The following is an 18,536-nucleotide window of genomic DNA, read 5'->3' on the forward strand; positions in this document are numbered from 1 at the left end:
ACTTCATCCGCACCATGGAGCGCTTGAAGACTGGGCTCGCGACCCAGGCCAACGCCTTCGACAAGCTCCGCGCGATCCTCCTCGGCCTCGGCTGCGCCATCGGCCTCGATCGTGTTCCCACCCGCACCACCCGTGCGGGACGCGTTGTCGGGTGCGGGAGCCGCCTGCGGGGGCGTGACGCCGTCGGCGGCTTCCGGGGCGGGGGTGGGCTCCGGGGTGGCGGCCTGCTCCGGCTCGGCTTCGGCCAGCGGTTCGGCGGTGACCTCCGGGGCGGGGGTGGGCTCCGGGGTGGCTTCCTGCGTCGGTTCGGCCGTGACCTCGGGGGTGGGCTCCGGCTCGGCGGTGGCTTCCGGGGTGACCTCCGGCGCCGGCTCGGCCGTGGCCTCCGGCTCGGCTTCCTGCGTCGGCTCTGCCGTGACCTCGGGGGTCGGGTCCGGGGTCGTCAGTGCGTCCGCGGTCGGCTCCGTGGCCTGCTCGGGGATGGCCGGCTGGTCGGCCTCCGCCTCGGGCAGGGGCTCGGTGCGCTGCTGCGGTACCAGTACCTCCGCGTCCGCCTCGGGGGTGGACGGCTCCACGTCGAGGATGGACGGCTCCAGCGTCAGGGGGGCCGGCTCCACCTCGGCCTCCGGCGCGGTCTCCGTCTCGGCCGGCGCTTCCGCCGTGGCGAGGGGCTCCGGCTCGGCCGCCTTCTCCGCCTGCGGAGCCTCGGTCTCGGCCTCCGTGACCTCCGCCTCCGGCGCGACTGTCTCTGCCTGCGGAGTTTCCTCCTCGGCCGTCGTGACATCCGCCTTCGGCGCGACCGGCTCTGCCTGCGGAGTCTCCTCCTCGGCCTCAGCGACCTCCGCCTCCGGCGTGACCGGCTCTGCCTGCGGAGTTTCCTCCTCGGCCGTCGTGACGTTCGCCTCAGCCTCCGCGGCATCCGCCTCCGGCGTGACCCGCTCCGCGGTATCCGCCTCCGGCGTGACCCGCTCCGCGGTATCCGCCTCCGGTGTCACCGGTTCCGGCTGCGGAGTCTCCACCTCGGCCTGCGGGTGTGCCTGGTCGGCTTCCGTGGGCTGTGCCTGGTCCCGGGTGGTGGCCTGCTGGGCCGGTACCCGGGGGGTGTCGAAGGCTGCTGCCACCAGGTCGTGTTCCTGGCGGGGGGTGGGGAGTTGGTCCGCACTCTCCGCCTCGGCGGGACGCTCTTTGCGTCCTCGGCCGAACGCGTTCCGCAGGAGAGTGAGAATGCCCATGTGCGCACCCCTTCGCGTGAGTTGTCGCCGTAGATCCCTGGCCAGGACGGCCACGTTAGGTTAGCGGCCCGTCAGTGCGGTGTGGCGATGGCTCTCGCGGCCGCCACTTCTTGTCGTACCGGTTCCAGCACGCTGCCCGCCGGGCCGGTCAGGTGGGTGGGGAAGGCGACGAGGGTGTCGGCCTCCCGGACCCCCTCGGCCAATTCACCTAGTTGGCGGACCACTTGGTCGATCTCGGCCGAGGAGGGAGGGGGTGCGCCGTGGTGGACGCGGACGCGTGCCGCGGTCGTGGCGTCGACGATCCGTTCCACGGCGACCACCAGCGGCCACCATGCCGCAGCGCGCCGCCCGGTGGGCGGTGGTTCGGTCAGCGCGCGCTGGAATTCCGTCCGGATGGTGGACAGGTCGCGGTAGAGGCGGCGCCGCATGCGGGCGCGGAGCGCGGGGTCGGTGCCGGTGGCGAACGCGGTGGCCACGTAGGCCGCCGTGTCCTCGACCGCGTCGGCGAGCCGGTCGCCGACGCGGGTGTGCCAGCTCTCCGGCCAGAGGAGGTACCCCGCGACCAGCGCGATCCCGCAGCCCATGAGGGAGTCCAGCAGCCGGGGCAGCAGCAGGCCGGTGCCCTGGCGGTTGAGGATGTCGGAGACGAGGAGGATCACCGGCGTGATCGCTGCGGTCTGGAAGCCGTAGCCGCGCGGGGTGAGCGCGGGGACGAGCGGCGCGAGCAGCATCATCACCGGCACGTCCCACCAGCCGATCGGCACCTCCGCCAGTACCGCCGCGGCCACCACCAGGCCGACGACCGTGCCGAGCGCGCGCAGCAGGGCGCGGGAGAAGACCGAGCCGAAGTCGGGCTTGAGGACGAAGGTGATGGTCAGCGCGACCCAGTAGGAGCGGGGTACCGGGACGAGGGAGACGAGGGCCTGCGCGATGCCGATGCAGACGGCGAGGCGGAGCCCGTAGCGCCAGGAGCCCGCCGACAGCATCGCGTCCCGCGCGGCGCGGGCGGTGCGTACGTGCAGGGCGACGGTGCGTTCGTCGATGCCGCGCGGGTCCACCGAGGGTGAGGTGACCACCTCGGCGGTGTGCCGCAGCGCGTGGTCGACGGCGCGCTCGGTCTCGGTGAGGGCGAGCGGGAGCCCCGGCGGGCGCAGGCGGGCCGTGTCGCCGGTCTCGACGGCGCCGGCCAGTTCCCGTACCGCCTCCGGGACCTGCGGCGGGAGCGGGCGGCCGGTGAGATGGACGGCGGGGGCGGCCTCGATGATCGGGACGGTGGCGTTCAACTGCGCGAGCAGCCGCGTCAGTTCCTCGCTGCGGCCGTGGTGTCTGGCCCGGTGCCCCAGGATCAGGTCGTACGCCTGGTTCAGCGAGCGGGTGACGTCGAATCGGGCGGTGATGTAGCGGTCCTCGTCGCCGCACGCGGCCAGCAGGTCGGCCACCCTGCGGTAGGCGTTGGCCACCGACGCCCGCTCGGGCACCCCGGCCCGTAGCGGCCATGCCAGCAGGGCGAGGGCCAGCACCAGCAGCCCGCCCCCGGTCATCAGCAGCGGTGCCAGCCACCAGGGGTGCGGCAGCGGGAGTCCGGCGCCGACGACGCAGTTGAGCAGGAGCAGCAGCCCGGACACGGAGGCCACCGCGCCGATGGTCGAGATCATCCCGGAGACCAGCGCGACCCCGGTCACCACGGCGACGGCGTACCAGCCCTGGCCGAAGACGAGCTGGCCGAGGATGACGCCCGCGGCGCCGGTGAGCTGGGGGATGCCGATGGTGATGACGCGCATCCGGTAGGCGTCGGCGGTGTCGCCGATGACGCCGTTCAGGGCGCCCATGGAGGCGAGCGCGCCCAGCTCGGGCCGGCCCGCCGCCAGTCCGATCGCCAGGGGCAGGGACATGGCGATCGAGGCACGTGCGACGGCGGCCCAGTTGACGGGTGCGGGCTGCGGGCGGAGGTTCCGGACCAGCCAGTCGGGCGGGGTGAGGCCGATGCGGAACTCTCGGGGCATGCGCCCATTATGGTTGTTTGGTCCGTTCCCGGTGGGCCGGTGCCGGACCGGCGCGCGCCGTCCGCCGGGCGGGGTGACTTCAGACGCGCGCCCGGGTCCGCGCGGGTGTCCCGGCCGGCCCGGACTCGTCCGTGCCCCTGCGCCGGGCCGAGCGGCGGCGGGTGAGCCACGCGGTCAGGGCGACCGTGAGGCCGAGCAGGAGCAGCAGCCAGGAGACGGTGCGCAGGCCCGAGGTGAGGGCGTCGTACACCGCGGCGGCCACCGGGTGCGGCACGTCGGCCGGGAGGTCGGCCAGGGTGAGCGCGCGGCCCGCGGTGAGGGCGAGCCCGAGCAGCCCGCCCCCGATCGCGGTGCCCAGCGCGGTGGCGACCACGGCGCGGCGGCGGCGCACCGCGAGCGCGATCCCGGCGGCGGCGAACACGACGGCTGCCACCGGCAGCCACAGACCGGCGACTTCGAGCATGTGGAATCCCTTGCGGTACCGGGTCAGCTCACCCGCCGGGAGCACCGGCACCTCGGTGTGGCGGACCGGGATGCGGGCGGCGAGCGGTACGTGGTCCTCGGCGAGCTGTGCCTTGACCTGCGCGGTGACCGGGGCGAGGTCGACGGTGACCGGGCGCGGGGCGCCGTCCACCGGGGCTTCTTCGCGCAGGGCGCGCAGCACGGCGTCGTGGGTGACCCGGTTGCCGGTGTCCCAGGCGAGGCGGAAGGCGCGGGTGTGGGTGAAGGAGCGCACCGCGTCCCGGACGAAGGGGCCCACCGAGCCGCGTACCGGCGTCATGTCCGCCCGCTGGTCCACCTCGCGCAGGATGCCGTCGCCGACCGTCTGCGCGACGGCGTCCCGCACGGCCGGTTCGGCGGCGAGCGGTGCCATCGTGGTGACGTACCGGCCCGTGTCGGTGAGCGTGTACGCAGCCCAGGCCGCCGGCGCGCCGAAGGGCACGAGGAGGCAGGACAGGGCGATCAGCGCGGCCGACAGGGCACTCCTCAGACGGGGGTGCACGCCTTCAAGGCAAGTCCCGCCGGGCCCGGTCCGCGAGCGGTGGGGGTGCGTTCGGGGGACAGGCCCTTAGGGCCTGTCTTCCGGATCTTGCCGGGGTCGCGGGCCCTGGCACGCACGTCTGCGGCGTTGTCGTCGGTTGCCGACGCTCCGCGTCGACTCCCTCCTCCGCCTTGCAGCCGCACGCACCAGACCCCGCTCGGGTCGGCCCGAAGGGCGCCGTCGGCCCGAGCCGGCCTGATCCGGAAGAAAGACCCTAGTGGACGCGGTGTCCCACGGCGTCCTCGCGGGTGTAGAAGCGGTAGAAGAACACGATGAACGTCACCGCGGCCACCAGCAGGGGGATGCCGACGGAGCGGACCATCGAGGCTCCCGCCTGGTTGTAGAGGAAGCCGAAGGAGACGCCCACGAACACCGCCCACAGCAGCGCGTGCAGTTCGCGGCGCAGCCTGGGCGCGACGGTCAGCACGCCGTAGAGCACGACCGCGAAGACCAGGGCGGTGAGGAAGCCGAAGAGCAGGTTCCAGCCCGTGACGGGACCGCCGGAGCGCCGGTTGGCGGCCGCCCAGTAGCCGTAGACCAGCGCCAGCAGCACCGGTACCGCGATCCTCGCCATGCGGTGGGTGCGGGCGTCGAAGACGTCGGGGGGCGGGCCCGCCAGGGCCGGGGTGTCCTTACGGCCGCCCCGGGGCAGCGCACCGGACGCGGATGCCGCGTGAGCCATGAGAGCGCTCCTCTCTCGCCGCTTCGGGCCGCTGGCCGCCGCCCTCGCCTTCCAGGGCACACCTGCGGCGACGGCGCGGCAACTCGGCCGGGTGGGTGACCCGGGCCCGGATGCGGCCGGAATCGGTCCGTGGTCCCCTGAGGTTTCCGTGGTCCCCTGAGGTTTCCGGGGATGGCGGCCCGCGGCCGGCATCGCGGTCCGGGGACGGAGAGACGCGCGGTCTCGGGACGGAGATGGGGCTCGTGACCGAGATGGAGTACCGGCGCCGGCGCGAGCGGCGGGTCCTCGGCCCCGGCACGTCCTGGCTCGTTCCGCTGGTGCTGCTGGCGGCCATCGTGACCGTGGACTTCGAGTCCGGGGAGAGTTTCCGGATCGTCTCCTGGATCATCCTGGTCCCGAGCATCGCCGCCGCCGTCTGCGGGGTCGGCCCGACCATCACGTTCGCCCTGCTGTCCCTCGTCACCTACCTCGCCGTGGACACCGCCTACCCCGAGCGGTACCGGGCGGGCACCGCCGACTTCGTGCTGGTCGCGCTCGGCGGGGCGCTCGCCGTGATCGCCTCCGTGGTGCGTTCGCGCTGGGAGCGGCGGGGCCTGCACATGCGGGACATCGCCGAGACCACCCGCCGTACCGTGCTGCGGCCGCTGCCGCCGAACTGGGCCGGACTGGAGCACGCGGGCGTGTATCTGGCCGCCGACGTGGACGCGCGGGTGGGCGGCGACTTCTACGACATCCAGCCCAGCCCGCACGGCACCCGGGTGCTCCTCGGTGACGTGCAGGGCAAGGGGCTCGGCGCGGTGGAGACCGCGGCCGCGCTGCTCGGCAGCTTCCGGGAGGCCGCCTACCACGAGCCCGATCTGGTGACCGTCGCCGACCGGCTGGAGGTGCGGATGTGCCGCCACCGGGGGCACTCCGCCGCGCTCGGCCGGTACGACGGCGACCGGTTCGCCACCGCGCTGCTGCTCGCCTTCCCGGCGGACGCCCCGGACACCGTCGAGCTGATCAACTTCGGGCACGAGCCGCCGCTCGCCGTCGGCCCGCGCGGGGTGCGCCCGCTGCTCGGCGGGGGGCGGTTGCCGATCGGCTTCGGGGACCTGACGGGTGACGGGGCGCCCGGGGAGCGGGCGGGCCCGCCCGTCGGCCGGGAGCGGCTGGAGACGGACGAGACGCTGCTGATGGTGACGGACGGCGTGACGGAGGCCCGCGACCGCGCCGACGCCTACTACCCGCTGCCGCGCGAGGTGGCGCGGGCCGTGGCCGAGGACCCGGGGCGGGCCGCGCCGCGGCGGCTGGTGCGCATGGTGCGGGAGGGGGTGCTGCGGCACACCCACGGCAGGCTCGGCGACGACACCACCGCCTTCGCGGTCCGGCGGCTGCCCGAGCCCCCTCCCGGGCGGGCGCCCGCGTCCACGACCGGGCGACCTTCGCCCTCCTGACCCCCGCGTGTCCGTGTCCAGCGGTTACGGTGCAGGCTGGCCGGTGAACCACAGGGGGAGGGGAGGCGCGATGCCCGGAACCGTGCTGCTGCTCGCGGCCGCGCCGCTGGGCCGGGGCCGTCTGGTGGACGCGGCGGCCGTGCTGCCGGTGCTGGGCGCCGTCGCGCCATCGGTGCTGGCGGGCACCGACACCGCGAACGTGGTCGAACTCGCCGACCCCCTCGACCCGCAGGGCGTGCTGACCCGGGTGCGCGCGGCCGCCGCCGCGTCCGGCCCGCTGACGGTGTACGTCACCGGGCAACTGCTGCTCGACCGGCGCCAGCGGCTGCCGCATCTCGCGCTGGCCCGCACCACCCCGGCGACCGCCCGCTACACCGCGCTGCCCTGGCACTGGCTCAAGGACGAGCTGCGGCTGCGCCCGGCCGGGACCACCCATCTGGTGCTGGACCTGCACGCGGACGCCGAGACCTGGGCGGACCTGGCCGGGCGCCCGCTGGACTCGGGCCGTACGGCCCTCGTGCACGGCCGGATCGCGCCGCCTCCGGGGTGGCGCCGGATCGCCGAACCGACGTACATGCGGGCGGTGGCGACGCTGCTGCGCGGCGGGCACCGCCCGCCGCTCGCGGAGCTGCACCGGCGGGCGCTGGACCGGATCGCGGCCGAGGTGCCGTCGAACCTGGTGCTCACCGCCCCCGACGAGGGCGATCCGCACGACGCGGTGAGCGCCGCCGTGCGGGCGGGCCGGCACGCCGAGGCGGACCGGCTGGCCGCCCGCCACCAGGAGGCGGCGGTACGGGTGCACGGTCCCGCTTCCGAGGACGCCCTGCACTGGGCCGAAGTACGGGCGGACCTGGCGATGTTCGCGGGGGACCCGGTGCGCAGCTGCCGGGCCTGGCTGGCGGTCGCCGAGTTCCGGCTCGCCTCGGGCCACGCGCCCGGCGCGCCCGCCGTGGAGTCCGCCGCGGACCGCGCCCACCATCAGTGGGGCCGCATCGACGACCCGGTCCGCGCCCGTGAACTGGGCCCCCGGCTGGTGGAGTTGCGGCTGCGCGTGCCGGGACGCCGCGAGGGCGCCCTGGACGACGTACGGGCCCGGCTGGAGCAACTCGGGCGCGCCCAGGGGGTGTCGGCGGCCGACTAGCCGCCGTCACCGGGGCGCGTCGCCCCGGCTCTCACCAGGTGAAGCCCTTCTGGATCTTCATGCAGGCGTCCGTGGTGGCGCCGCCGAGGACGGCGGCGGTCTTCGGGACCGTGCGCTTCTTCGGCTGCGGGAACCGGTCGCCGGAGGGCCAGTCGGAGCCGACGACCAGGGTGACGTCCCGGGCGTCCTCCACCTCGCGGACCCGTGCGGCGGGGATGCCCAGGGCCTCGGCGACCGCCAGCGCGTCGCCCTTCAGGGTGGTGCCGGAGTACAGGACGGAGGTGCCGGGTTCGGTGGCGGCCTCGTCGTCGGCGGTGGTCCGGGTGAAGCCGTGCTCGCGCAGGCTCCGCGCGACCGCTCCGGCGCGGTCGGGCACGGGGGCCTCGAGGCCCGCGCCGCTGCCGCCCTGGACCCGTACCGTGAGCTCGGCGGCGGGTGCGGCCGGGTCGGTCGGCTTCGGCTTGGGCCTGCCGGTGTCGCGTCCGTCCAGCGGGACGTCGTCGCGGACCATGGAGACGAGCTTGTCGGCGTCCTCGGCGGCGGGCACCAGGCGGTTGCGGTCCGCCGCCCACGGGGTGGTGGGCAGCGTGGTCATGGTGATCCGCTCGGTGGGCACCTTCTGCAGCTCCATCGACAGGTCGTACAGCTCCTTCACCGTGCCGAGTCCGTCGTCGACGGTGAGGGCGCTCGTCGCGGCCTCCGCGAGCCGCCGCATCTCGGCCGGGTTGCCGAGGGTGGCGTCGGCGCGGAGCTGGCGGACCATGGAGTTCATGTACATGTGCTGGGCGTGGGTGCGGCCGACGTCGGTGCCGTCCTCGAAGCCGTAGCGGGTGCGCAGCCACTGCAGTGCCTGCTTGCCCTTGACCGGGTGGGTGCCCGCCTCCAGCTTGAGGCCGGAGCCGTGGCCGCTCGCGGTGTGCGACCAGACGTTCTCCTCGACGCAGACCGGGACTCCCCCGATGGCGTCGGCCATGGCGACCACGCCGGAGAAGTCGACCATCATGAAGTGGTCGACGGGGATGCCGGTGAGCCGCATCCAGGTGGCCACCGTGCAGCCGGGGCCGCCCCGGCCCAGCGACTCGTTCGCCATCGCCAGGCTCAGCTCCGGGTACACCTTCTTGGTGACGGGGTCGGTGCACCGGGGGATCGGGATCATCGTGTCGCGGGGCAGGCTGATCACCGACATGTCGTCGCGGTCCGCCGACACGTGCAGCAGCATCTGCACGTCCGCCAGCGGCGGGCGGCCCACATCGCCCCGGGAGCCGCCCAGTTCGAGGTCGTCCGCGGTGTTCCGGCTGTCCGAGCCGATCAGCAGGATGTTCAGCGGGGTGCGGCCCGCCGCGTCCGGGGTGGCGGAGGGGCGCGGGCTGTCGCCGAGGTTCAGCGGGGCCTTGGCGAGGTTGCCGTTGAGGTGGCGGTAGTAGAGGTAGCCGGCGGTGGCGGTGGAGAGCAGCAGCAGGGCGAGGACGAGAGCGGTCCAGCGCAGGACGCGTCGGGCGCGGCGGCGGGGCGGTCTCACGGTCTCGTCCGCTGCGCCGCCGGGTGCCTCGGTGTCCTCCGCGCGCAGGCTGCTACCCGTCATCCCCCGTGCCCTTCCGCCCCTGGCCCCGACCCCGGCCACCGAAAAGAGATCCCCGTTCAGCGGCCGGGCGGTGCGCCGTGGGCGTGGGCCAGGCCGGATCGCGCTCACCCTAATGGCGTGGTCGGCTGTCAACTGTTGACGGTGAGATATTCCACTTCCGTACAACCGGTCTTTCGGTGGGGTCTGGGGTGATTGATGCCCCGGTCCGGGGCGGGTTTTTACCCGGGGAGGACCGTAAAGCCCCTTGCGTGAACCGGGTGTTGGGGTCGGCGGAGTCCTTCGGGCCCTCAGGGCTGGGCGTGCCGGGCGACCGGCTCCTGGACCGTGTCGGAGGCGCGGGCGGGGCCCGCGTTGGCGGCGGTGACGAGGGCGGCCACGGCCACCACGGCAGCGGCGACGCCTCTGGCGAACGGGGTGGTGGCCGCCGGGCGGAGCCGGGCGAGGAAGGGCGCGTGGGGGCGTGCGACGTGGGCGGGGGTGCGTCCTGGCACAGCGACCTCGCAACATCGGCGACGAGTCAAGCGGACTTGGGCCGCCGTTCAACCTAGGGGCGTGTACCCCGGACGACAAGAGGGGCCCGGGGAGCCGGCGGGCCGGGCCCTCAGACCTGCGCCCGCCCCTGCCTGCGCACGTCGGCCAGGCGCAGCGCGCCGATCTGGACCGCCGCCTGCGTGGCGTCGTTCGGGACGTCGCCGGTGCCGCCGTTGGTGAGGGCGAAGGCGTCCTCGCCCACGCGGACGGCGGCCAGTTCCAGGGTGAGGACCTGCTCCCCGGCGTCCGGGTCCTCCGGGTCGGTGGCGGTGACGGTGACGGCGAGCCCCTGGCGTCTGTCGCCGACCTCGGGCAGGGGCAGCGTCCCGACCTGGACGTCCTCGCTCAGGCCGGTCTGGGTGGTGGCCGTGAAGCGGGCGCACTTGGCCGGCATCTCCCCCAGCCACTTCAGGTCGGCGTCCACGTCGGAGGGACGGCGCGCGCCGATCTGGTAGCGGATCTGGGCCCCGGAGCCGGGGTCGTCCAGGGCGACGGCCACCCGCGCGGGGGCGCCGAGCACCTGGTCGGAGTAGAGCGCGTCCAGCAGCCGCTGGCACTCCGCCACCTGCGAGGTGGCCTTCAGCATGCCGTCCCGCCAGGTCGCGGCGCCGCCCGTCGCGGCCCACGGGGAGCCCAGGTCGGACTCGGTGACCAGCGCCGCCTCCGCCTGCGCGTCGGTGAGCGCCGAACTCCCGTCGGGCGCCGCCTTGGAGGAGGCCGCGGGCTTCTCGACCGTCGGCAGCGGATACGTCGCGGTGGGCGGGTGCTCCAGGCCGAGGGTCGCGCAGCCGGTCAGCGCCAGCAGCCCGGCGACCGGCAGCAGGACGCGCGAGCCGCGGGTACGTATGCCTCCGGTCATCGGGTGCCTCCAGATCGTTCCGGCCGCTGCCTGCTCCTACGGCAACACCGGTGATCACCGGCCACCAGCGCTCCGGTCCGTTCGGGTGAGGACCGCACCCCGGCCGGGTCACCCGTCCGTCACGCCGCGAGTCCGGCGCGACGGGCGAGACACCCCCTAAGGTCGAGGCGCCCGCTCGCACACCCCGAGGAGTCCGCCGTGGCCGAGCAGCCCGCCGTTCCCGTGATCATCGACTGCGACACCGGCGTCGACGACGCCCTGGCCCTGCTCCTCGCCGTCCGCCACCCCGGACTCGACCTGCGCGCCGTGACCTGCGTGGCCGGGAACACCGACGTGGACGGCGTGGTCCGCAACACCCTCACCGTGCTGGAGCGGGCCGGCGCCCCCGACGTCCCGGTGGCCAGGGGCGCCGAACGCCCGCTGCTGGAGCCCGCCCGTCCGGCCCGCCATGTGCACGGCCACGACGGCATGGGCGACCTCGGCCTGCCCGCCCCCACCCGCGCCCCGGCCGCCCTGGACGCCGTCGCCCTGCTGCGCCGGGAGATCCTCGCCTCCCCGCGCCCGGTGACCCTCATCCCGACCGCGCCCCTGACCAACATCGCGCTGCTGCTGCGCACCCACCCGGAGGTGACCGGCAACATCGAGCGGATCGTCTTCATGGGCGGCGCGGTCGGCGTCGGCAACGCCACCCCGGTCGCGGAGTTCAACGTCTGGCACGATCCGGAGGCCGCCGCGATCCTGCTCACCGCCGACGTGCCGGTCACGATGTACGGGCTGGACGTGTTCAGCCGGGTCGTCGTGCCCGGCACCGAGGTCCGCCGCCTGCGCGCGAGCCCCGAACCGGGCGCCAGGCTCGCCGGGGACCTGCTCGCCCACCGCCCGAGCGCCCCCGGCACCACCCCCGGCGACGAGGAGGCGGGCGGCCTGGGCGACGCGGGCGCGGTCTGCGCGGTCGCCGACCCGGCCGGGCTCACCACCCGCGCACTCCCGGTCGAGGTCTGCCTCGCCCCCGGCCCGGCCCGCGGCCAGACGATCGTGGACCTCAGGGCCCGCCCCGGCGAGTCCGAGATCCACGGGGGCGCCCGCGAAAGGCCCCTGATCGACGTGGCGCTGGACGTCGACGTCGAGCGGTACGTGGACCTGTACCTGAGGACGGTGGAGCGGCCATAGGGCCGCTCCGGCGGATCAGCACGTTTCCGAATCGGGACGACCTGGACAGATTCCTGGCAACACCCCCTAGGTGAAGCGAACGGAGCCCGCATGGCGGACCTCTCGTCCCGGAACCCCGACTGGTGGCGGCAGGCGGTCGTCTACCAGGTCTACCCCCGCAGCTTCGCGGACGCCGACGGCGACGGCCTGGGCGACCTGGCCGGCGTCACCGCGCGCCTGGACCACCTGGCCACCCTCGGCGTGGACGCCCTCTGGCTCAGCCCCTTCTACCCCTCCGAACTGGCCGACGGCGGCTACGACGTGGCCGACCACCGGGGCGTCGACCCACGCCTGGGCACCCTGGACGACTTCGACGCGCTGGTCGCCGAGGCGCACCGGCTGGGCCTGAAGGTCGTCGTCGACCTCGTCCCCAACCACACCTCGCACCGCCACCCCTGGTTCCAGCAGGCCCTGCTGTCCGCGCCCGGCTCACCGGCCCGCGCCCGCTACGTCTTCCGCCCCGGCCGGGGCACGTACGGCGAACTGCCGCCGACCGACTGGGAGTCGGTGTTCGGCGGCAGCGCCTGGACCCGTGTCCCGGACGGCGACTGGTACCTCCATCTGTTCGCCCCCGAGCAGCCCGACCTGGACTGGTCGCACCCTGAGGTCCGCGAGGACTTCCGCACCACCCTGCGCTTCTGGTCCGACCGGGGCGTGGACGGGTTCCGCGTGGACGTGGCCCACGGCCTGGCCAAGGACCTCACCGAGCCCCTGCGGGACATCGGCGCGCTCGGCGCCACCGGCGAGGAGGCCCTGACCCGGCTCGCCCCCGGCAGCCACCCCTACTGGGACCGGGACGAGGTCCACGAGATCTACCGGGACTGGCGCCGCGTCCTGGACGCCTACGACCCGCCCCGCACCGCCGTCGCCGAGGCGTGGGTCCCGGACACCCGCCGCGCCCTGTACGCCCGCCCCGACGAACTGGGGCAGGCGTTCAACTTCGAGTATCTGCAGACCGGCTGGGACGCGGACGAACTCCGCCGCGCCATCACCGCCTCCCTCGTCGAGGCGCACACCGTGGGCGCCTCGGCCACCTGGGTGCTGTCCAACCACGACGTGATCCGGCACGCGTCCCGGCTGATCCTGCCGCCCGGCACCGACCTGGACGCCTGGCTGCGCTCCGGGGGCACGGACCCCGCCACCGACCCCGAGGCGGGCCTGCGCCGGGCCCGCGCGGCGACCCTGCTGATGCTGGCGCTGCCCGGCTCGGCCTACCTCTACCAGGGCGAGGAGCTGGGCCTGCCCGAGGTGGCCGGTCTGCCCGCCGAGGCGCTGCGCGACCCGGTCTGGGAGCAGTCGGGGCACACCCGCAAGGGCCGGGACGGCAGCCGGGTACCCCTGCCGTGGACGGCCATCGGACCCTCGTACGGCTTCGGGCCGGGCCCGGCCTGGCTGCCGCAGCCGGAGTCCTTCGCCCGGTACGCCGTGAGGGCGCAGTCCGGCCGCGAGGGCTCCACGCTGGAGCTGTACCGCACCGCGCTGCGGCTGCGCCGCAAGCTGCTCCAGGGGGAGGAGCTGACCTGGACGCCCGGCGCGCCGCCCGGCGTCCTGGACTTCACCCGGGCCCCGGGCTGGCGCTGTCTGACCAACGTCACCGGGGAACCGGTGCCCCGTCCGGCGGGCGAACTCCTGCTGTCCAGCGGGACGCTGCCCGATCCGGACGTCGTCCCGCCGGACACCACGGTGTGGCTCGGCTAGCCGATGGTCGGCGTCGGGCTCGGCTGGGCCGGAGCCGGGGCCGGGGTGGGGTCGTTGCGGGTGCTGTTCGGGCCGGTCAGACCGTCGATGTTCAGCGGGGTGGAGGTGGCGGTCGGCGGCGGGGTCAGCACGACCTGCGGCTGACCGGGGTCCGGCGCCGGCGGCGTCAGGTTGTCCGAGGGCAGCTTCGGCGGGGTGGTCTGCTGGAAGATGGTCTGGTCGAAGTCGACCAGGCCCGTCTTCTCCATCACCGTGATGTGGTCGAGCACGGTGTCGTTGGCCTGGTCGGCCAGCGCGCGGACCAGCGAGTTCTTGGTGGTGGACCGGATCTTCGCGATGGCGTTGAAGATCGAACCGTGCGTCATCCGCAGGATGTTGGCGAAGTCGGTGTCGAACTCCTTGCCGGTCTCGCCCTTGAGCTGGGTCACGAACCCCTCCTGCTGGGGGCTCGCCACGTTGGGCAGGGTGATGTTCAGCATCGGGCCGATCTTGCGGACGGAGGCGTCCAGCGCCGCGTGCCCGTCGATCAGGTGCCTGCTCGCGGTCTTGACCTCCTCGGAGGCACCCTTCTGCAGGCCGATCTGGCCGAGCGGGTACTCCCACAGCCCCGCCGCGCGCACCTTCACCACGAAGTCCCGGTCCTGCTCGGTGAGCGGACCCCACTGGGTGTTGGCGACGATGCGGGTCTGCGAGGTGGAGACGGTGTCCAGTCCGAGCATGCCCGGATAGGCCAGCGCGGCGAGGGTCAGTGCCATGGCACCGCCCACGAAGAGAGTTCCCGTCGCGTTCCGCGAAAAGCGCACTGTTCCTCCTGCCCGGTCGTGGTTCCGCCGACAGGCGGGTTCAGACACACAGCAGTACGGATGCGGAGACGATTCGTCTCGATGTTCGCCGCAAAGATTTCGCACCGGTCCCGCGCGGTGTGCCGGACGGGCGCTCTTGGCCCTTGAACAACCCTAACCTGAGCGGACGTTGGCCAAGGATTGACCTTTCCCCGGGCGAAGCCGCGCAGGTCACCGGCCTAGATTTCGCCGCATGCCCCCACAGCCGAGACCGCCCGCCGCCCTGCCCGTGCTCCCGTACCGCAAGCCCACCGAGGGCCGTGACTACTGGGTCCTGGACGACGTCCTGCCCGACGCCGGCGCGGTGCGCGAGCGGTGCCTCGCCAAGGAGGACTGGGCCGAGGGCCACCCGTACACCTCGCAGAGCTGGCCCGGACTGCGGGCGACGCCCGGCCTCGAACCCGGTGAACTGGCCCGCGTGGAACGGCTGGTGAAGAGGGCCACCGGGGCGAGCGAACTGTGGGTGCAGCGGGCCCTGGGCGGGGGCACCCTCGACCACAACTGCGTCCAGGTGGTGGGCGAGGGCGAGAGCGAGCCCCGCCCGCACGCCGACTCCCGCGCCCTGTGCCGGTACGCGGCCGTGCTCTACCTCAACCCGGGGGTCCCGAAGTCCTGTGGCACCAGCTTCTACCGGCAGTCCCTGCCCGGCGGACGCCTCGGCGGCAACGTCGTCCAGGCCCCGCACGACAACCTGGTGGACGCCCTCGGCACCCGGTTCGTCGCCCCCGACGCCTTCGAGGAGGACGTACGCGTCCCGCACCGGGCCAACCGCCTGCTGCTCTACCACGCCAACCTGGTGCACAGCGCGACCGCCTACACCGGCCGGACCCTGGCGGACAAGCGGATGACGGCGGTGTTCTTCTGGATGGCCTGAGCCGCCCCGGACCCGGGCTCGCCGCCCCCCGTGCCGTCACCCGTTCGGCCTAGCCCCCGTGGTCACCGGGCGCCCCGCGTCCGATCGTCGTAGCTACGGACCCGTCCGGGGTTCACGGGGGACGAGACGTCGGAGGTAACGGCCATGACCCAGCAGACTCAGTCGGCGCGGCCCCAGCACAGCGGGCTGGCCGAGGGAGGTGCGGTCTTCGCGGGTGTGCTGATGCTGGTGAACGGCATCCTTCACATCTTCCAGGGCATCTCGGCCATCGCCGTGGACGACGTGTACGCCCGTATCAACGCCTACGTCTACAAGATCAACCTGACCGGCTGGGGCTGGATCCTGCTGGCGGCCGGCGTGATCGTGGTGGCGACCGGCGCGGGCGTGCTGATGGGAGCGGCCTGGGCGCGGGTGGTCGGCATCGTGATCACCTCGCTGGGCCTGATCCTGCAGTTCCTGTTCCTGCCGTACTCCCCGATCTGGTCGCTGATCCTGATCGCCATCGACTTCTTCATCATCTGGGCGCTGGCCACCTGGCACCCGGAGGGCCGTATGCCGGGTACGACGGTCTGACGGCCGCCTCCGGGCAGAGGCCGGTGCCGCGACGCTCTCCCGCGCGGCACCGGCCTCGTTCACGGTTCCCACCGGCACAAGAGGGCCTGGCGCCTCGCCACTTGGCCGGGTGAGTATGGGGTCCGTGACCATGGACGACGCTCTTGAGGCCCCTGCCGCGCCCCCCGACCCGCGGGCCTCGGACACCCTCGCCCGGCTGGCCGCCGGGACCCTGCTGCTGACCGGGACCGCCTGGCTGGCACGGGCGGTGTGGGAGATACGGCTGTACAGCGCGGGCGAGCCCGCCTCCGGGCCCCCGGACCAGGGCGGCGGTACGCACCGCCCGCTCGACTCCCTGGAGAACGCGTACCACCTGGTGAGCGCGGCCGGTTCCCTGCTCACCCTCCTGTGCGCGGCGGCCTTCCTCATGTGGCTGTGGCGGGTCCGGGACAACGCCCTCGCGCTGTCGGGACGCCCGCCGAAGTACGCCGGGATCTGGGTGTACCTGGGGTGGGTGGTGCCGGTGGTGAACCTGTGGTTCCCGCGCGGCATCGTGGCCGACGCCTACCGGGCGAGCGCGCCCGGGCAGCGGCTGCCGGCCGTGGTCAACGTGTGGTGGGTCCTGTGGCTGGCCGGAGCGTTCGGCGGCGTCCTCCAGCAGCGGAGCACCGACTCCGTCATCGCCCGCGCCTACTCGGACATCGGGCCGCTGCTGACGGCCGACGTGGCCGTGGCGGGCGCGGCGGTCGCGGGGGCGCTGATGGTCCGTACGGTGACGGCGGCCCAGACGGCGCGTCTGGCCCGGGTCTGACGGGCCGGAGGGCGTCCTTCCGAGGTGTCCTCCCCGTGAGGACCCTTAGGCCGGATGGGGCTCCCGCCCTGCGGGCCGGGGCGGTTCGGGTGAATATGAGGATGTTTGCCGTACCGCTCCTCTGCTAGGGGGCCTCCATGGCTGTCGAAATACCCCCGATCATCAAGCCGTCCCGGCTCCGGCACCGGGGCGGTCTGGCGGGCGAGTGCATGGCGGAGTTCATCGGGACCTTCGTCCTCATCTCGTTCGGCTGCGGTGTGGTCGCCATGGCGGTCGCCGCGCTGCCGGGCTCCGGCCGTGCCGCGACCACCACGACGATCTTCCTCGCCGCCGGTGACTGGCTGCTGGTCGCCTGGGGCTGGGCCCTGGCCGTCACGTTCGGCGTGTACGTGGCCGGCGGCGTGAGCGGCGCCCACCTCAACCCGGCCGTCACGCTGGCCATGGCCGTACGCCGGGGCTTCCCCTGGCTGAAGGTGCTGCCGTTCTGGTTCTCCCAGGTCGCGGGCGCCTTCGCGGGTGCCGCGCTGGTGTACCTCGTCTACCACAACGCGATCGACACCTTCGACTCCTCGGTGAAGGGGCCCAAGACGGACGGCCACACCCTGGCCTCGTTCTCCATCTTCGCCACCTTCCCGGCGCCCTACTTCCACGGCGGCATCTGGGGCCCGCTGATCGACCAGATCGTCGGCGCGGCCTTCCTGGTGATGTTCGTGGTCGCCATCCTGGACCTGCGCAACCAGGCGGTGAAGGCGAACCTGGCTCCCTTCGTCGTCGGCCTCGTGGTCGCCGCGATCGGCATGTCCTTCGGCGCCAACGCGGGCTACGCCATCAACCCGGCCCGTGACTTCGGCCCCCGCCTGTTCACCTGGGCGGCCGGCTGGGGCAGCCTCGCCTTCCCGGGAAGCGTGCCGGGCCAGTTCAGCGGGTACTGGTGGATTCCCATCGTCGGCCCGCTGGTCGGCGGCCTGGTCGGCATCTTCCTCTACGACCTCTTCGTCGGTGACGTGCTCTACCTCCGGCACGACCTGGGTGAACTCCCCGAGCCGGGCCGCTCCCGCCCGGTCAGGACGGTGGACCGCGACGACGAGACCGGCCGCGGCGAGGGCCCGGGCGGCGGCCCTGGGGGCCCGGGGAAGGGTCCGGACGAGGACGAGTACTAGCTCCTCCGGCGGTTCGGTGAGGTGGGCGGTCCGGTTCTCCGGGCCGCCCACCGGTATGTGCACCTGTGTACGACGGTTCAGTGCGGCGTGTGATCCCTGGCCCGCGTCCGCACCTGGGGCCGCGGGCGGCCGTTGGACCGGGCGTGAACGCGGTGCCATGCAGGAACGATTCGCCTCTGTGTCGCGCCGCCCTCCGGGTGTGCGGCCACGGGGTGCCGCACCGCACCGAGCTCGGGAGCGCGGAACAGTGTGGGCATACGCCGAGGACACCGAATGGGCCTCCGCAGCGGGGCGTTGCGGGCCCGAGGGCCTGATCGGGCGGGAGGCGGAGACGGCGGCCCTGCGGGCCCGGCTGCTCCGGAACCGGCTGGTCACGGTGACGGGGGCGGCGGGCGTGGGCAAGAGCGTGCTGGCCGCTGCCGCGGTGGAGGGGGCGGGGTTGGAGGGCGGGTGCTGGGGTGGTGGTGGTGTGGGGTGTGGGTGCGGGTGCCCGGCTGGTGGTGCGGGGTGTGGGTGTGGCGTCCTGGCCGGTGGTGGTGCGGAGCGTGCGTGCGGGCGCCCGGCTGGTGGTGGCGTGGAGTGCGGGGGCGGCTTCGCGGCTGGTGGTGGTCCGGGGGGTGGGTGCGGGTGCCCGGGCTGTGGCAGTCCGGGGTGCGGGTGCGGCTCTCTGGCCGGAGGTGATCTGGGGTGTGGGTGTGGCGTCCTGGCCGGTGGCGGACTGGAGTGTGGGCGTGGCGTGCCGGTCTGTGGCGGCCCGGAGTGTGGGTGCGGGCGCCTGGCCGACGGCGGTCCGGAGTGCGGGTGTGGGCGCCCGGCCGGTGGTGGCCCGGAGTGGGGGTGGGGCGTCCCGGCCGACGGCAGTCCGGAGTGCGGGTGCGGGTG

Annotated in this window: 15 protein-coding genes and 1 pseudogene; 8 read left to right on the top strand and 8 right to left on the bottom strand. The window is 74.2% G+C overall.

Translation table 11 applies throughout. The features are described from left to right. From ABZ898_RS23170 to ABZ898_RS23185, 4 genes and pseudogenes are all read right to left on the bottom strand, one after another. Positions 1–1,286: pseudogene (locus ABZ898_RS23170) on the bottom strand (hypothetical protein); the annotation flags it as partial. A 17-nt stretch (positions 1,287–1,303) separates the two neighbouring features. Beyond that, complete coding sequence (locus ABZ898_RS23175; RefSeq protein ID WP_361662015.1) at positions 1,304–3,235, bottom strand: FUSC family protein; 1,932 nt, start codon at positions 3,233–3,235, stop codon at positions 1,304–1,306. Positions 3,236–3,314: 79 nt separating this feature from the next. Beyond that, positions 3,315–4,238 (bottom strand): hypothetical protein, encoded by a 924-nt coding sequence (locus tag ABZ898_RS23180; RefSeq protein ID WP_361662018.1) that lies wholly within the window; start codon positions 4,236–4,238, stop codon positions 3,315–3,317. 253 nt (positions 4,239–4,491) lie between these two features. Then, on the bottom strand, positions 4,492–4,959 hold the full coding sequence (locus ABZ898_RS23185; RefSeq protein ID WP_361662021.1) for a hypothetical protein: 468 nt from the start codon (positions 4,957–4,959) through the stop codon (positions 4,492–4,494). Between the two features lie 251 nt (positions 4,960–5,210). On the opposite strand from ABZ898_RS23185, the gene ABZ898_RS23190 reads away from it, so the two are divergent. Beyond that, positions 5,211–6,395: a PP2C family protein-serine/threonine phosphatase gene (locus ABZ898_RS23190; protein ID WP_361662318.1), complete on the top strand. Its 1,185-nt coding sequence runs from the start codon at positions 5,211–5,213 to the stop codon at positions 6,393–6,395. A 70-nt stretch (positions 6,396–6,465) separates the two neighbouring features. Continuing rightward, positions 6,466–7,536 carry a hypothetical protein gene (locus ABZ898_RS23195; protein WP_361662024.1) on the top strand — a complete coding sequence of 357 codons (1,071 nt, stop codon included), beginning with the start codon at positions 6,466–6,468 and terminating at the stop codon, positions 7,534–7,536. A 31-nt stretch (positions 7,537–7,567) separates the two neighbouring features. On the opposite strand, the gene ABZ898_RS23200 is transcribed toward ABZ898_RS23195, so the two are convergent. The 3 genes from ABZ898_RS23200 to ABZ898_RS23210 all read right to left on the bottom strand — a co-directional run bounded on the left by ABZ898_RS23200 (position 7,568) and on the right by ABZ898_RS23210 (position 10,508). After that, a complete protein-coding gene (locus ABZ898_RS23200; protein WP_361662026.1) occupies positions 7,568–9,118 on the bottom strand; it encodes an LCP family protein in 1,551 nt (516 codons plus the stop codon). Between the two features lie 287 nt (positions 9,119–9,405). Further along, a complete protein-coding gene (locus ABZ898_RS23205) occupies positions 9,406–9,609 on the bottom strand; it encodes a hypothetical protein (protein WP_361662029.1) in 204 nt (67 codons plus the stop codon). A gap of 110 nt (positions 9,610–9,719) precedes the next feature. Continuing rightward, positions 9,720–10,508 (bottom strand): hypothetical protein, encoded by a 789-nt coding sequence (locus ABZ898_RS23210; protein ID WP_361662031.1) that lies wholly within the window; start codon positions 10,506–10,508, stop codon positions 9,720–9,722. A gap of 198 nt (positions 10,509–10,706) precedes the next feature. Between ABZ898_RS23210 and ABZ898_RS23215 the strand changes: the two genes are divergently transcribed. Together ABZ898_RS23215 and ABZ898_RS23220 are read left to right on the top strand one after the other, a co-directional pair. Further along, on the top strand, positions 10,707–11,678 hold the full coding sequence (locus tag ABZ898_RS23215; RefSeq protein ID WP_361662034.1) for a nucleoside hydrolase: 972 nt from the start codon (positions 10,707–10,709) through the stop codon (positions 11,676–11,678). A 90-nt stretch (positions 11,679–11,768) separates the two neighbouring features. After that, entirely contained in the window at positions 11,769–13,415 is a 1,647-nt protein-coding gene (locus tag ABZ898_RS23220; RefSeq protein ID WP_361662037.1) for a glycoside hydrolase family 13 protein, read from the top strand. On the opposite strand, the gene ABZ898_RS23225 is transcribed toward ABZ898_RS23220, so the two are convergent. Then, positions 13,412–14,170 carry a DUF4142 domain-containing protein gene (locus tag ABZ898_RS23225; protein WP_361662040.1) on the bottom strand — a complete coding sequence of 253 codons (759 nt, stop codon included), beginning with the start codon at positions 14,168–14,170 and terminating at the stop codon, positions 13,412–13,414. The two genes, ABZ898_RS23220 and ABZ898_RS23225, sit on opposite strands and share 4 nt — an antisense overlap. A 280-nt stretch (positions 14,171–14,450) precedes the next feature. Here ABZ898_RS23225 and ABZ898_RS23230 point away from each other — a divergent pair, with 280 nt between their 5' ends. The 4 genes from ABZ898_RS23230 (at position 14,451) to ABZ898_RS23245 (ending at position 17,654) form a co-directional block, all read left to right on the top strand. Then, on the top strand, positions 14,451–15,131 hold the full coding sequence (locus ABZ898_RS23230; protein ID WP_361662043.1) for a DUF6445 family protein: 681 nt from the start codon (positions 14,451–14,453) through the stop codon (positions 15,129–15,131). A gap of 144 nt (positions 15,132–15,275) precedes the next feature. Then, a complete protein-coding gene (locus tag ABZ898_RS23235; RefSeq protein ID WP_361662046.1) occupies positions 15,276–15,704 on the top strand; it encodes a hypothetical protein in 429 nt (142 codons plus the stop codon). A 130-nt stretch (positions 15,705–15,834) separates the two neighbouring features. Beyond that, positions 15,835–16,494, top strand: coding sequence for a DUF4328 domain-containing protein (locus ABZ898_RS23240; RefSeq protein ID WP_361662321.1), 660 nt, complete (start codon positions 15,835–15,837; stop codon positions 16,492–16,494). Positions 16,495–16,631: 137 nt separating this feature from the next. Beyond that, the gene (locus tag ABZ898_RS23245) at positions 16,632–17,654 is read left to right on the top strand and encodes an MIP/aquaporin family protein (RefSeq protein ID WP_361662049.1); all 1,023 of its coding nucleotides are present in this window, start codon (positions 16,632–16,634) and stop codon (positions 17,652–17,654) included. Positions 17,655–18,536: the final 882 nt, after the last annotated feature.

The sequence above is a fragment of the Streptomyces sp. NPDC046860 genome (assembly GCF_040645115.1).
In the GTDB taxonomy this organism is placed as follows: Bacteria; Actinomycetota; Actinomycetes; order Streptomycetales; family Streptomycetaceae; genus Streptomyces.

Bases quoted from the DNA above. Each gene is read 5' to 3' on its own strand.
- ABZ898_RS23240 (WP_361662321.1), top strand. From the start codon at position 15,835: ATGGACGACGCTCTTGAGGCCCCTGCCGCGCCCCCCGACCCGCGGGCC.
- ABZ898_RS23210 (WP_361662031.1), bottom strand. From the start codon at position 10,508: ATGACCGGAGGCATACGTACCCGCGGCTCGCGCGTCCTGCTGCCGGTC.
- ABZ898_RS23185 (WP_361662021.1), bottom strand. From the start codon at position 4,959: ATGGCTCACGCGGCATCCGCGTCCGGTGCGCTGCCCCGGGGCGGCCGT.
- ABZ898_RS23235 (WP_361662046.1), top strand. From the start codon at position 15,276: ATGACCCAGCAGACTCAGTCGGCGCGGCCCCAGCACAGCGGGCTGGCC.
- ABZ898_RS23220 (WP_361662037.1), top strand. From the start codon at position 11,769: ATGGCGGACCTCTCGTCCCGGAACCCCGACTGGTGGCGGCAGGCGGTC.
- ABZ898_RS23190 (WP_361662318.1), top strand. From the start codon at position 5,211: ATGGAGTACCGGCGCCGGCGCGAGCGGCGGGTCCTCGGCCCCGGCACG.
- ABZ898_RS23230 (WP_361662043.1), top strand. From the start codon at position 14,451: ATGCCCCCACAGCCGAGACCGCCCGCCGCCCTGCCCGTGCTCCCGTAC.
- ABZ898_RS23200 (WP_361662026.1), bottom strand. From the start codon at position 9,118: ATGACGGGTAGCAGCCTGCGCGCGGAGGACACCGAGGCACCCGGCGGC.
- ABZ898_RS23245 (WP_361662049.1), top strand. From the start codon at position 16,632: ATGGCTGTCGAAATACCCCCGATCATCAAGCCGTCCCGGCTCCGGCAC.
- ABZ898_RS23195 (WP_361662024.1), top strand. From the start codon at position 6,466: ATGCCCGGAACCGTGCTGCTGCTCGCGGCCGCGCCGCTGGGCCGGGGC.
- ABZ898_RS23175 (WP_361662015.1), bottom strand. From the start codon at position 3,235: ATGCCCCGAGAGTTCCGCATCGGCCTCACCCCGCCCGACTGGCTGGTC.
- ABZ898_RS23225 (WP_361662040.1), bottom strand. From the start codon at position 14,170: ATGGCACTGACCCTCGCCGCGCTGGCCTATCCGGGCATGCTCGGACTG.